Source organism: Cobetia sp. L2A1, assembly GCF_009796845.1.
GTDB lineage: Bacteria > Pseudomonadota > Gammaproteobacteria > Pseudomonadales > Halomonadaceae > Cobetia.
On the sequence record NZ_CP047025.1, the window covers coordinates 650009 to 664515 of the forward strand.

At 58.4% G+C, this 14507-nt stretch carries 10 protein-coding genes; 9 read left to right on the top strand and 1 reads right to left on the bottom strand.

Going from position 1 to position 14507, the window contains the following annotated elements; genetic code table 11:
• Window positions 1–145: 145 nt before the first annotated feature.
• The gene (pabB, locus tag GQR90_RS02805) at window positions 146–1600 is read right to left on the bottom strand and encodes an aminodeoxychorismate synthase component I (RefSeq protein WP_158772796.1); all 1455 of its coding nucleotides are present in this window, start codon (window positions 1598–1600) and stop codon (window positions 146–148) included.
• A gap of 183 nt (window positions 1601–1783) precedes the next feature.
• On the opposite strand from pabB, the gene GQR90_RS02810 reads away from it, so the two are divergent.
• From GQR90_RS02810 to GQR90_RS02850, 9 genes are all read left to right on the top strand, one after another.
• Entirely contained in the window at window positions 1784–2656 is an 873-nt protein-coding gene (locus GQR90_RS02810) for an alpha/beta fold hydrolase (RefSeq protein WP_158772797.1), read from the top strand.
• Between the two features lie 400 nt (window positions 2657–3056).
• Complete coding sequence (locus tag GQR90_RS02815) at window positions 3057–3836, top strand: GntR family transcriptional regulator (RefSeq protein ID WP_158772798.1); 780 nt, start codon at window positions 3057–3059, stop codon at window positions 3834–3836.
• Between the two features lie 65 nt (window positions 3837–3901).
• Complete coding sequence (gene prpB / locus GQR90_RS02820) at window positions 3902–4813, top strand: methylisocitrate lyase (RefSeq protein ID WP_158772799.1); 912 nt, start codon at window positions 3902–3904, stop codon at window positions 4811–4813.
• A gap of 114 nt (window positions 4814–4927) precedes the next feature.
• Entirely contained in the window at window positions 4928–6076 is a 1149-nt protein-coding gene (gene prpC, locus GQR90_RS02825; RefSeq protein WP_158772800.1) for a bifunctional 2-methylcitrate synthase/citrate synthase, read from the top strand.
• Between the two features lie 152 nt (window positions 6077–6228).
• A complete protein-coding gene (acnD, locus tag GQR90_RS02830; RefSeq protein ID WP_158772801.1) occupies window positions 6229–8889 on the top strand; it encodes a Fe/S-dependent 2-methylisocitrate dehydratase AcnD in 2661 nt (886 codons plus the stop codon).
• A complete protein-coding gene (prpF, locus tag GQR90_RS02835; protein WP_158772802.1) occupies window positions 8886–10109 on the top strand; it encodes a 2-methylaconitate cis-trans isomerase PrpF in 1224 nt (407 codons plus the stop codon). The genes acnD and prpF overlap by 4 nt, the downstream gene beginning before the upstream one ends.
• A 169-nt stretch (window positions 10110–10278) precedes the next feature.
• A complete protein-coding gene (locus GQR90_RS02840) occupies window positions 10279–11823 on the top strand; it encodes a bifunctional 2-methylcitrate dehydratase/aconitate hydratase (protein WP_158772803.1) in 1545 nt (514 codons plus the stop codon).
• Between the two features lie 126 nt (window positions 11824–11949).
• Window positions 11950–12540 carry a LemA family protein gene (locus GQR90_RS02845; RefSeq protein WP_158772804.1) on the top strand — a complete coding sequence of 197 codons (591 nt, stop codon included), beginning with the start codon at window positions 11950–11952 and terminating at the stop codon, window positions 12538–12540.
• Window positions 12541–12580: 40 nt separating this feature from the next.
• Entirely contained in the window at window positions 12581–14485 is a 1905-nt protein-coding gene (locus GQR90_RS02850; protein WP_158772805.1) for a M48 family metallopeptidase, read from the top strand.
• Window positions 14486–14507: the final 22 nt, after the last annotated feature.

Consider the following 14507-nt stretch of genomic DNA (forward strand, 5'->3'; position numbering starts at 1 on the left):
GGGAATGCACCTACCCTATCAAAGGCAGGCACCACTTCCCCAATACGAATTGGTTTGAAGGTTATATGCTATTGAGTTATGGAAGCGTCATGAGCTTATAACGCTACCCTCATCCTCATCTTCTGTCCGGATGCTCGTGTTCCCCTCACTCGGCGAGTGCTTCCATCAGACGCTGAATCTTGGCCAGGCTTTCACGATATTCGGACTCTTCTTCTGAGTCGGCCACCAAGCCGCCGCCGCCCCATAAATGCACGCGACCCTGGGCGATCACGGCGGTGCGAATGGCGATGGACGTGTCCATGTGGCCGCGGATATCCAGATAACCGAGACTGCCGCAGTAGGCGCTGCGGCGAACTGGCTCGAGCTCCTCGATGATCTGCATGGCGCGTACCTTGGGGGCACCGGTGATGGAGCCTCCCGGGAAGGCGGCCCCGAGCAGATCGAGTGCATCACGACCTTCCGCCAGCTCGCTGGTCACGGTACTCACCGAGTGATGCACATTGGCGTAGCTCTCCAGTGCAAACAGTGAGGGCACCTTGACGCTGCCGGGGGCTGAAACACGGCCGAGATCGTTACGTAGCAGATCGACGATCATCACGTTCTCGGCGCGGTCCTTGGGGCTTGCCATCAGCTCTTCCGCCAATCGAGCGTCTTCTTCGTGGGTCTCACCGCGCGGACGGGTGCCCTTGATGGGCTTGGTTTCGACGGCGCGATGATTGACCTCGACGAAGCGCTCCGGCGAGGCAGAGACGATGGCCATCTCTTCACCCTTGCCATCCTGCCAGCTGAGATAGCCGGCGTAGGGCGTCGGCGTAGCCTGGCGCAGGCGACGATAGGCATCCCAGCTGTCGCCATTGCAGTGGGCGGAGAAGCGTTGCGTCAGATTGATCTGATAGCAATCCCCCGCGTGGAGATAGTCCATCACCTGTCGGAAGCGGATGCCATAGTCTTCGCGATCGAGAAGTGGCACAAAGGGCGTGTCGAGTACGAAGTCTTCTGTGCTCGGCGCTGGCTGCTCAAGCCATTCAAGCACCTGCTTGCGTCGCTGTGGCGTGGCAATCAACCAGCTTTGCTGGCGTTTGTGGTCACAGATCAGTGCCCAGTCATACAGCCCGAGTCGGGCCCAGGGCAGTGGGATGTCGTCCTGTGCCGCCACCGGCAGCTGCTCCAATGCACGCCCGAAGTCATAGCTCCAATAACCAAGTAGGCCCGCGATGAACGGCAGGTCATTCGAGGCCAGATCATGCGCCGCAAGTTGCTCGCCGGAAAGCGAGTGGGGCAACAGCGACAGCAGTTGGCGCTGGGCATCAATCACCGGCAGGGTTTCGAGACGATCAAGTGCTGTACTGAATCGGTCCAGATCGCTGAGCGAGTCACGCAACGGGCCACTTAGCTTACCGCCCTGTTCGGTCTGCTCCAGGAGGGCGATGGGATCACTGCTCATGATGTCGAAGCGCCCGCCCGCGCTGGAGGGCTGTCCGCTATCGAGCAGCACTGCCTCCGGGCGCACGCGTAGCCGTGCGAAGCGGGAAAGTGTAGAGGCCTCGTCTTCAGAGGCGATGGAATAGGGCAGTGCGACGATTTCGAGCGTGATAGTCATGACAGCTTCCGTTGGCGGACAGGGCATTCTAGGCATCCCGAACCGATTTGTCCGTAGGTGTCTGCCAATTCACTCACTCGTCTTGCGTTAGTGCCTTGTCGTCAGCGCAACAGCTGATTAAGGTGCCTGTTTTTGAGATTGCGTCTCCTCTGACGCGTCAGTCGCTCAACCGGAGTCCATCTCATGCATCCTGAGTTTGAACACAGCCGTCATCTGCTCTCGCGCCCTGATCAGCAGATCTTCTGGCAGCGCCTGATTCGCCGCGAAGGGCAAGGTGGCCGACGCTTGCTGATGCTGCACGGTGCAGGTGTCGCCGGCACCCTGACATGGTCGCCGTTGGTTGGCCATCTCAGGGCTCATGATGAGCTGATCATTCCTGATCTGCGCGGGATGGGTGAGACGATGGCCCCCGAAGGTGGCGAGCCTTCCTTTACGCTCGAGCAGGTCGTCGATGATGTGATGGCGTTGCTGGAGACACAGCGCATCACACACTTTGATCTGCTGGGGTATAGCTTTGGTGGGTTGGTCGCCATGAAGCTTGCCCAGCGGCTGCGTCATGAACGCCCTGAGGTGCGCATTGGCAATATCAGTCTGCTGGAGCCCGCGCTATTGGAGCGTGAATGCCACTCCACCATGCTCAAGGTACGCGAGGGTTACGCTGAGGCTGCCCGAGCCATGCGCGAGGCGGCCAGCCCCGAGACCGGGATCACGACGTTTCTGGACCTCATCTCGCCGCACCGCACACGTAATCCACGGGCCGAACGCATGATGGTGGCGCGGCTGGCGCATCGCCACCTTGGCTTTGCCAATGCCCTGGATTGCGTCACCCACGCGGTGCGTGAGATTGATCGCGAGGCATTGCTGGCGGATGTTCTGGCAGTCGGTGGCGAAGTGCGCAGCATGGTAGGTGGCAAGAGTCCCGATACTTTGCGTGAGTATCATGATCTGTTGGCAAGACGTCATTCAGGTTGGCAGTCGCTGGAGATACCTGGTACCGATCACTCGTTACCGTTTCAGAAGCCACGCCGCATCGGGGCAGAACTGAGCTTTGAGTGAGCGCTGTCGGTGAGTGCTTGTGAGCTACCGCGAGAAGATTGTCGACAAGTCGTCTGATATCTCGTCATAGACCGTTATTGAAAAAGCCCTGTCAGTGGTTACTGACAGGGCTTTTTCTCATCTGTTATTCCACGCAAAATCGCTTTTTTTGATATCGAGCGAGTATGGATGTTGTGCAATATCAGGCTAATGGTGGCTGTTTTATCAGGCTTTTCTTTGGCGTAGCTATCATCGTCTACCGCCAAAGATGTAGACGTTGAGATGGATTGCATCTTGACCCCTCGGCGTGGTCTGGCTAGTCTGCCTATTATCGAATGATTGTCGACAATGGTGTGTTGTCATGATCGATATGCCCTTGCGCTGATTCCTGTCCCTTGCTTAGCCGGATTGCCTGACTGCCATGACCACCGATGCCTTTCACAACGCCACCACAGCCCGAAGCCTCGCGCGCGGCGCGACTGCCGAGCAGGCGGGCCATGTCGCTTCCACTGCTGCGGTGACGCCGGAAGTGCGCACGCTGGCCGAGCGTGTTTTCCACCAGCTGCAAGACGCCATCGTGCGTGGCGAGCTGGCGCCAGGCAGCAAGATCACCGAGCCAGGTCTGGCGCAGGCCTATGGCATCTCACGTGGGCCGTTGCGTGAAGCCATGCGCCGCCTTGAAGTGCATCGGCTGATTGAACGCGTGCCGCACGTCGGTGCGCGGGTGGTCAAGTTATCGATGACCGAGCTGTTGGAACTGTTCGATGTACGTGAGGCGCTGGAAAGCATGGCCGCACGACTGGCGGCAAAGCATATGACCCCAGAGGAGGTTGCTCGTCTGCGCAATGTGCTCAAGAGTCATGAACAGCAGTCGGACCTCAAGGCCGGTACCGCCTACTTCCAGAAGGAAGGGGATCTCGATTTTCATTACCAGATCGTACTCGGCAGCCATAACCACATGCTGATGACGCTTCTGTGCGATGACCTCTACTACCTGGTGCGCATGTATCGTACCCAGTTCAGCGCCAGCGGTTCACGTCCTCACAAAGCCTTTGTCGAACATCATCGAATCGTGGATGCCATCGAGTCCGGTGACGAGGAGTTGGCGGAGCTATTGATGCGTCGTCATGTCAGCGCTTCACGCGAGAACGTGGCACGTCGTTATGCCGCCACGCTCAAGGAAGAGCAGGGCGAGGATTAAGTCCGTTTCCAGCTCCAATGTTCCAACACTTCCATTACTTACATGGGCCTAGCCCGGGAGATGTCATGTCACGCCACCTGAGTTCCACCGCCTTGCCAAGCCCTGGCGCACGTTTTCGCGCCGCGCTTGAGGCCAATCGTCCGCTACCTATCGTCGGCACCATCAATGCCTATACCGCGATCATGGCGGAGCGCGTCGGGCATCAGGCGATCTATCTGTCGGGGGGGGGGGTGGCCAATGCCTCTTACGGCCTGCCGGATCTTGGCATGACCAGCATGAATGATGTGCTGGAAGATGCTCGCCGCATCACTGCGGCCAGCGAGTTGCCGTTGCTGGTCGACATCGATACCGGGTGGGGCGGTGCTTTCAACATCGCCCGCACGATCCAGGAAATGGAGCGCGCAGGCGTTGCAGCGGTACATCTTGAAGACCAGGTCGCCCAGAAGCGCTGTGGACATCGTCCCAACAAGGCCATCGTGTCCTGTCAGGAAATGGTTGACCGTATCAAGGCGGCCGCCGATGCACGCCGAGATGACAGCTTTTATCTGATCGCGCGTACCGATGCCTTCCAGAAAGAAGGGCTTGAAGCTGCCATTGCACGTGCCAATGCCTGTGTGGAAGCCGGTGCTGATGCCATCTTCGCCGAAGCGGTACACACGCTGGAGGATTATCGTGCCTTCTGTGAGGGGGTTGATGCGCCGATTCTGGCCAACATCACCGAGTTTGGTGCGACACCACTGTTCAACCAGCGCGAGCTGGGCGACGTCGGCTGTCGGATGGTGCTTTATCCGCTGTCCGCCTTCCGCGCCATGAATGCCGCCGCGCTCAATGTCTATCAGAACATTCATGACAAGGGGGATCAGAAGGATGTCGTCGATAGTATGCAGACGCGCATGGAGCTTTATGATTTCCTCGATTACCACACCTTCGAACAGAAGCTGGACTCACTTTTTGATGCCGAGAGCCAAAAAGACTAGTGGGCCGCGGTATTTACCTCCCAGAAGCGTACGGCACTGCTTCTGAGGAATGGCGATGTATGCCCTATAAGAAAAAGAACAATTCAATGACGTCACTGCCAAGGAGATCGCGCCATGTCTGATCACACCTCTGCGCCTGTAACCAAACCTGCTGCCACTGCTGGCTTGCGCGGCCAGAGTGCCGGCGAAACGGCCCTCTGTACCGTAGGCCAGACGGGTTCTGGACTGCGGTATCGCGGTTATGATCTGGAAGACCTCGCGGCCAATGCCGCCTTCGAGGAAGTTGCCTACCTGCTGCTCAAGGGCAAGTTGCCTAATCGTGCGGAGCTCGCTGCCTATATCGCGCGACTCAAGAGCCTGCGTGGCCTGCCGGAGGCGCTCAAGGCGGTATTGGAACAGATACCGGCCAGTGCTCATCCGATGGATGTGATGCGTACCGGTTGCTCGATGCTCGGCAATCTGGAAACCGAAGAAAGCTTCGATGAGCAGGCTGATCAGGCCGACCGAATGCTGGCCGTATTCCCGTCGATCATCAATTACTGGTATCGCTTCAGTCGCGATGGCGTGCGGATCGAGACCGAGACCGATGACGACTCCATCGGTGCACACTTCCTGCATCTGCTGCATGGGGAAGCGCCGAGTGAGTTGCATGCGGCGGTCATGAACACCTCGCTGATTCTCTATGCCGAGCATGAGTTCAATGCCTCGACCTTCACCGCACGTGTCTGCGCCTCGACGTTATCTGATCTGCATTCCTGCGTGACAGCCGCGATCGGCTCACTGCGTGGGCCGCTGCATGGCGGTGCCAATGAAGCAGCGATGGCGATGATTGAATCCTGGCGGTCACCGGAAGAGGCCGAGCGCGAGATTCTCGGCATGCTGGAGCGCCGGGAGAAGATCATGGGCTTCGGTCACGCCATCTATCGTGAGCGTGATCCGCGCAACGCCATCATCAAGGACTGGTCGCGCAAGCTGGCGGACGATGTGGGAGACAAGCAGCTTTATGTCGTCTCTGAGCGCGTCGAAGCCGTGATGTGGCGCGAGAAGAAGCTGTTCTGCAACGCCGACTTCTTCCATGCCAGTGCTTATCACTTCATGGGTATCCCCACCAAGCTGTTCACGCCGATCTTCGTCTGCTCGCGACTGACGGGATGGGCAGCGCATGTGTTCGAGCAACGTGCCAATAATCGCATCATTCGCCCGAGTGCCGACTACACCGGCCCAGAGCACTGCGAATGGCAGCCCATCGAACAGCGTGACTGAGCGTCTTCTCCACGTGTTGCTATCTCTCGGTAAGCCCTGACAGCAGGCACCTGCCAGCCCCACCTGTTCACCGGTGGGGTGTCATGACAACAATACTGACTGATCTGTCTCCTTACTTGATCCACTCCATTGCCTGATGAGTCCGGATACCCATGAATACCGACTATCGCAAGCGCCTACCCGGCACCGCGCTGGACTACTTCGACACGCGCGCCGCAGTAGAAGATATCGCACCTGGTGCCTATGACGGTCTGCCTTACACCTCTCGTGTGCTGGCCGAGAATCTGGTGCGTCGTTGCCCGCCTGAGCAGCTGCGTGAGAGCTTGGTCCAGATCATCGAGCGCCGACGAGATCTCGACTTCCCGTGGTATCCCGCGCGCGTGGTGTGTCACGACATCCTCGGTCAGACCGCGCTGGTGGATCTTGCGGGCTTGCGTGATGCCATCGCTGAGCGCGGCGGTGATCCTGCCAAGGTCAACCCGGTGGTGCCGACCCAGCTGATCGTCGATCATTCGTTGGCGGTAGAGCATGCCGGTTTTGATCCAGAGGCTTTCGAGAAGAACCGTGCAATTGAAGATCGCCGCAACGAGGATCGTTTCCACTTCATCAATTGGACGCGTCAGGCCTTTGAGAACATCGATATCATTCCGCCGGGTAACGGCATCATGCATCAAATCAATCTGGAGCGGATGTCACCGGTAATCGAATCGCGGGATGGGGTGGCCTTCCCGGATACGCTGGTCGGTACCGACAGTCATACGCCACATGTCGATGCACTGGGTGTACTGGCCGTCGGGGTAGGTGGCCTGGAAGCCGAGAGCGTAATGCTGGGGCGCGCATCTTATATGCGTCTGCCGGATATCATCGGTGTACGTCTGAGTGGTCGTCCGCAGCCAGGTATCACCGCGACGGATATCGTGTTGGCACTGACTGAGTTCCTGCGGGCTGAGAAGGTCGTCTCCGCCTATCTGGAATTCTTCGGCGAGGGGGCTGCGCACCTGACCTTGGGCGATCGTGCCACCATTTCCAACATGACACCGGAATATGGTGCAACGGCAGCGATGTTCCATATCGATCAACAGACGTTGGACTACCTCACGTTGACCGGCCGCGAGCCAGAAAATATCGCACTGGTCGAGCGTTATGCGCGTGAAACGGGTCTGTGGGCAGATGCGCTGACCAACGCTCACTATGAGCGCGAGCTGAGCTTTGATCTCTCCTCGGTGGTACGTACCCTGGCGGGCCCGTCCAATCCGCATAGTCGAGTGCCGACCAGCGAGCTGGCGGCACGTGGCATCTCGGGCGTGATCGAACATGAACAGGATGAAGAAGGTCGCGATCTGATGCCGGATGGCGCCGTGATCATTGCCGCCATCACCAGCTGCACCAACACCTCCAATCCGCGCAATGTGATTGCTGCCGGCCTGTTGGCGCGGCGTGCCAATGCGCTGGGTCTGACGCGCAAACCGTGGGTCAAGACCTCACTGGCACCCGGCTCCAAGACCGTGCAGCTGTATCTGGAAGAAGCGGAACTGCTGACGGAGCTCGAGCAACTCGGCTTCGGTATCGTCGGCTTTGCCTGTACCACCTGCAATGGCATGAGTGGTGCGCTGGACCCTGCCATCCAGAAAGAGGTTGTCGAGCGCGACCTATATACGACCGCAGTGCTGTCCGGTAATCGTAACTTCGATGGCCGCATCCACCCGTATGCCAAGCAGGCCTTCCTGGCATCACCGCCGCTGGTGGTCGCCTATGCCATCGCGGGTACCATCCGCTTCGATATCGAGAAAGATACACTGGGATACGCGCCGGATGGTTCGCCGATCATGCTCAAGGATCTGTGGCCCAGCGATGAGGAAATCGACGCCATCGTTGGTTCCAGCGTCAAGCCTGACCACTTTCATCAGGTCTATATCCCGATGTTTGAGGTCAAGGACGATCGCGAAGCCGGTATCAGCCCGCTCTATGATTGGCGTGCGCAGAGCACCTACATTCGCCGTCCGCCGTATTGGGAAGGTGATTTGGCTACGGCGCCCACTCTCAAGGGCATGCGAGCATTGGCGTTACTGGGGGACAACATCACCACTGATCACCTGTCGCCCTCCAACGCGATCATGGCCAGTAGTGCTGCCGGTGAGTACCTCACTTCGATGGGCCTGCCGGAAGAAGACTTCAACTCCTACGCGACTCACCGTGGTGATCACCTCACCGCCCAGCGTGCGACCTTTGCCAATCCCAAACTGATCAATGAGATGGCGGTCGTTATCAGTGGAGATGGCAAGAAGGAGATTCAGCAAGGGTCACTGACGCGTCTTGAGCCAGACGGCAAGGTCACACGCATGTGGGAGGCCATCGAAACCTACATGCAGCGTAAACAGCCACTGATCATCGTCGCTGGTGCTGATTATGGTCAGGGGTCGTCGCGTGATTGGGCAGCCAAGGGAGTGCGACTGGCGGGCGTCGAGGCCATCGTTGCTGAAGGGTTTGAGCGTATCCACCGTACTAATCTCGTTGGCATGGGCGTGATGCCCTTGCAGTTTGAAGCGGGCACCAATCGCAAGACGCTGGCACTTGATGGTAGTGAGATATACGCCGTTGAGGGCGAGGCGATACCAGGCGCGACGCTAACACTATTGATCGAGCGTACGCAGGGCGAGCAGGCAGGTCAGGTCGAGCGCGTACCGGTCACCTGTCGTCTGGATACACGTGAGGAGCTCTCCATTTATTCCGCCGGTGGTGTATTGCAGCGTTTTGCGGAAGACTTCTTGAGCTCACAGGCAGCGGGCACAAATGCTGAGGAGGCCTCCGCATGAGTCGCCAGGCACAACTGAAAATCCCTGCTACCTATTTACGTGGCGGGACGAGCAAAGGGGTGTTCTTCCTACGCGATGAGCTGCCAGAGGCCGCCCAAGTGCCAGGCTCGGCACGTGATGCCTTGTTACTGCGAGTGATCGGCAGCCCTGACCCTTACGCCAAGCAGATTGATGGCATGGGGGGAGCTACCTCCAGTACCAGCAAGACGGTCATCATCAGCAAGAGCGAGCAGCCTGGACACGACGTCGACTATCTATTTGGACAGGTATCCATCGACTCGCCCTTTGTCGATTGGAGTGGGAATTGCGGCAACCTGTCCGCTGCCGTGGGCCCCTTTGCCATCGAGAAGGGGTTGGTATCGGCTGAGCGGCTACCACAATACGGTATCGCGGAAGTCCGCATCTGGCAGGTCAATATCAGCAAGACGATCATTGCGCGCGTACCGATGCATGAAGGGCGTGTGCAGGAAACGGGTGATTTCGAACTCGACGGCGTGACCTTCCCCGCGGCTGAAGTCGCGGTTGCCTTCCGCGACCCTGCGGCAGGCGAGGGCAGCATGTTCCCTACCGGCAATGTGATTGATGAGCTGGAGGTGCCGGAATCAGTGGTGTCGGGCGGGCGGATTGAAGCAACACTGATCAACGCCGGTATTCCGACCATCTTCGTGCGTGCGGAAGATCTCGGTTACAGCGGTACTGAGCTTCAAGACGCGATCAATGGTGATGCTGCTGCATTGGCCCGCCTTGAAATGCTACGTGCCTATGGTGCGCTCCATATGGGGCTCATCAATGATCTGGCGGAAGCCGCGACTCGTCAGCACACACCTAAGGTGGCCTTCGTCGCAGCACCGGTGGATCACATGGTCTCCAGCGGCCGTGAGATCAAGTCAGATGAAATCGATCTTCTGGTCCGTGCCATGTCGATGGGCAAGCTGCATCACGCCATGATGGGGACTGCTGCGGTCGCCATCGCTGCTGCCGCTGCCGTGCCAGGCACTCTGGTCAATCTTGCGGCTGGAGGGAGTGAGGCAACCGGCATGTCGCGTGACTCGGTGTGCTTCGGCCATCCCTCTGGCACCTTGCGAGTGGGTGCCAGTGCCGAGTGGCGTGAAGAAGATGGCCGCGGGGAATGGACGGTCAGCGAAGCAGTGATGAGTCGTAGCGCGCGTATCCTGATGGAAGGCTGGATACGGGTGCCGACAGAAACACGGGGGCTTTAGCCTGCGGCACTGGCGGCCGTTGCATGACAAATACTAGACCGGCCCTGCATGGGATGTGCAGCTGAGCCGGTCTTTTATATTCCAGATGACGTAGAAAGCGTAGTCAGCATATTCACCTGACGATGCAGTGCCAGGTACATGGTTCGATTCTCGATGGGAGAGCACCGACATGAGCGATACATTTCCAGAGACGCATTCAGAGACGCAAACTGATACCACGCAGGCCAGTGATAACCAGCGTCCTGATTATGACCCTGAGTTGCAGCAGATCGCCGATTACGTGATGAATTACTGCCAGGGAGATGCGGAAGAAAAGCCTGGTCGTGAGGCGATGAATACGGCGCGACTGTGTCTGATGGATACGCTGGGCTGCGGCATCCTGGCGCTGCGTTTTCCCGAGTGCACCAAGCATCTGGGCCCATTGGTGGCTGGTACGCAGGTACCGCATGGAGCGCGAGTGCCGGGCACCAATCTGAGTCTCGATCCGGTCAAGGCGGCATGGGATATCGGCTGTCTGATCCGCTGGCTCGACTATAACGATACCTGGCTCGCGGCGGAGTGGGGACATCCGTCGGACAATCTGGGCGGTATTCTGTCGGTGGCCGACCACCTGTCCCAGCAACGTGTCGCCGAGGGTGAACTACCGCTGGTGATGCGCGACGTGTTGGAAAGCATGGTCATGGCTCATGAGATTCAAGGCGTGCTGGCATTGGAAAACAGCTTCAATCGCGTCGGGCTCGATCATGTGCTGTTGGTCAAGGTGGCGACTGCTGCGGTGACCGCTCGTCTGATGGGGGCAACGCGTGATCAGCTACTATCGGCGCTGTCTCACGCCGTCGTCGATGGACACAGTCTGCGCACTTATCGGCATGCTCCCAATGCTGGATCACGCAAGAGCTGGGCGGCAGGCGATGCTACCTCACGTGGTGTGCGGCTGGCGGATATTGCGCTGCGTGGCGAGATGGGAATTCCTGCAGCGCTGAGTGCTCCGCAATGGGGCTTCAACGACGTAGCCTTCAGTCATCTCAACCACGATCTGTCGCTCAAGCCTGAAGGCGAGCGCCGGTTGCGTCTGTCACAGCCCCTTGGCTGCTACGTGATGGAAAATGTGCTGTTCAAGGTCAGTTTCCCTGCCGAGTTTCATGCACAGACAGCTGCCGAGGCAGCAGTGCTCTTGCATCCTGTGGTGTGTGAGCGGTTCGATGAGATTGAACGTATCGAGATCACCACGCATGAGTCAGCGATTCGCATCATTTCCAAGCAGGGGGCGTTAGCCAATGCGGCAGATCGTGATCACTGCCTACAGTACATGGTGGCCGTGCCGCTGATCTTTGGTGATCTGACGGCTGAGCATTACGAGGATGACTTTCATGCGGCACATCCAGAGATCGATCAGCTACGAGACAAGATGGTAGTCCGTGAGTCACCACGTTATAGCCGCGAGTACCTGGCGCCTGACAAGCGCTCAATCGCCAATGCCCTGCGCGTGGTCTTCTGTGACGGCACTCAGACTGACGAAGTCGTGGTTGAATATCCGCTTGGTCATCGTCGTCGCCGCGATGAAGCGCTTGCACCACTGACGGCCAAGTATCGAGCCAATCTGGCGACCTGTTTCCCCGTTGCGCGCTGCGATGCTTTACAGGCACTTTTCAGTGATCAGGCGGCGCTGGAGTCGATGCCAGTGCATCGTTTCATGCATTACTGGATACGTTGAGGTTGTCTCTGCCGGTGCATAGGCGAGAATGCCGCGTTGGCAAGCTCCAGCGTTATCCGCTGGTGCCAAGGCGCGGCATGGGTAAACTGAAGGCCTCTACGCAAGGGATTACACAAGGGACTCCTCATGAAGACACTCCTGCTGCTCGGCGGTATCGCACTGATCGTCATTTATGTGATTGCCATCTACAACAAGTTGGTCAGTCTGCGCGGGCGCTTTGAAAATGCCTTTGCCCAGATCGAGGTGCAGCTCAAACGGCGTTACGATCTGATTCCAAATCTGGTCGAGACAGCCAAGGGCTATCTAAGTCATGAGCGCGAGACACTTGAAGGTGTGATCAATGCACGCAACAAGGCGATGGCGGCACTGAATGCCGCGGCTGCGCATCCCGGCAGCATGGACAAGCTGGCGAGCCTGGCGGGTGCAGAGCAAGGGCTGGCGGCGAGTCTCGGCAAGCTTGATGTGGTGGTCGAGGCCTATCCGGAACTCAAGGCAGACCAGACCATGAGTGACTTGATGGAAGAGCTGACGGCTACCGAGAATCGCGTCGCCTTCGCGCGCCAGGCATATAACGATGCCGTGACCGATTACAACGTCTATCGCCAGAGCTTCCCGCAAGTGATGCTCGCGCCGACCTTCGGCCATCGCAGTGATGCAGGCCTGCTGGCCTTTGATGACAGCGTGAAGATCCGTCAGGCGCCGGATGTCAGCTTTTGATGAATCAGCCTCAACGAAATGATATGGGCCATGATCTCGGATGAACTTCTATCACGAACAGGACAGTGCTCGCCGGAGAACGCGGCTATTGCTGCTGGCCTTCATCATCATGTCGCTGGTGGTCTCGTTGGCTGCCGGTGCTGTGGTACATATCGCCATCAGCAGCTTTCTTGGTCGGCCGGCCGCCACGACATTTGTGTATGTGATGCCGGTCGCCAGCATCATCTTTCTGTGCAATGCCTTCGTTGCGGCACGTGAGTTGCGTCGTTTGCAGCAGGGTGGAGCAGTGGTCGCCGCGCGACTGGGTGGTCAGTTGGTGGATGTCGAAACACAGAACTCCTCGGAGCGGCGTGCACTGAATGTGGTCGAGGAGATGGCGATTGCCGCCAACTTGCCGCCGCCACAACTATTCGTATTACCCCATGAAGCGATGATCAACGCCTTCGCGGCGGGGTATCGACCCCATGATGCGGTGATCGCGCTTAGTCGCGGAGCATTGGAGCAGTTGGATCGCAATGAGTTGCAAGGCGTCGTTGCGCATGAGTTCGCTCATATCGCCAATGGCGACATCCGACTCAACCTGCGGCTGGCGAGTGCCGTGCATGGTCTGGTGTTTCTCTCCGAGGCAGGACGCTTCTTGATGGGGGCTGGCCGCATGGGTGTGCTGGTAGGCGGTGTGAGTTCTTCTCGCTCAGACAAGAAAGGTGGCATGGGCAAGTTGATGCTACTTGGTGTGGCACTATGGCTGCTGGGAAGTCTCGGTGGGCTTGGTGGGCGGCTATTGCAGCGTGGGGTGTCACGTTCCCGTGAGTACCTTGCTGACGCGAGTGCTGTACGCCTGACGCGCTTGCCTGATGGGATAGCGTCGGCACTCAAACGTATTGGCGGGATGGGGTGGCAGGGGCGTATTCAGCATCCACGTGCCATGACGTATAACCATCTGTTCTTTGTCGAGACGCGCCCACCTTGGCTGACCGGGTGGTTTGATTCGCATCCGCCGCTGGACGATCGTATTCGACGCCTGGAGCCGCGCTGGGACAATCAATATCTATCGGTACGTCAGCAGCCGGTGCATACCTTTGAACAACAAGCACCCATCGGGTCAGAAATGCTGGGGGGGATGATGGCCGGTGTGGCTGGTGCGGTCGTCATGAACAAGCTCGCGCAGGCACGTGGTGAGCTCGAAAACCTGACGCTGTCGCGCTTTCTATGCCCGCAATTGGTAGTGGCGATGATTGCGCCAGATGACCTCAAGCATCGTGGCGTGTGGTTTACCGAGCTTGAGCGCCAACATGAGTGGCTGGATGGCAAGCGAGTCCGTGAGGCGCGTCAGCGGCTCGAGACCTTGCCGAGAAGAGAGTGGATTGCCTTGCTAAGTCGCCTGCTGCCGCGCTGGCGTGAAGCAGATGAGCGTGCGCACCGAATGCTCAAGGCACTAATACCCCCCAATGATCTCTTTAGCTGGTGCTTATGGCAGCTATTGATGGAATCGCTGGACCCCAGGGTAGACCGCAAGAGCGATTCGCTGGGGCTGAATCAATGTCGGGAAGCATGCCAGCATTGGCTTGGATTGATGGTAGGTATGATGGATGACGAGACGTTACGGCAAGAAGTCTTTGAAGAGGCGACGGCTGAGCTTGGCATGGTACTGGAGTATTCGGTCACAGCGGCGGGTATTGCTAACCCAGCATTACGTTGCCGCTATCTCACTCATCTTGCGCATCTGCGGCCTATGGACAAGCAGCGCTGGTTTGCGGCACTTGTCCAGGTCGTGCATACCGATCAGCAGGTAGTAGATGAAGAGGTCGCCTTGCTGACAGTGCTTGCACGGGTGATGCAGTTGCCTGAGGCGCGCCTGGAAGCCGCGTTGGAGATAAGGGTGCGTTCACAGGGTGGCTGGCATGCACAGCCAGTCTCTCACTCGGCTGGCGACAAGCAGGCCTGATGGGCGCGGGAATGGTAGATGG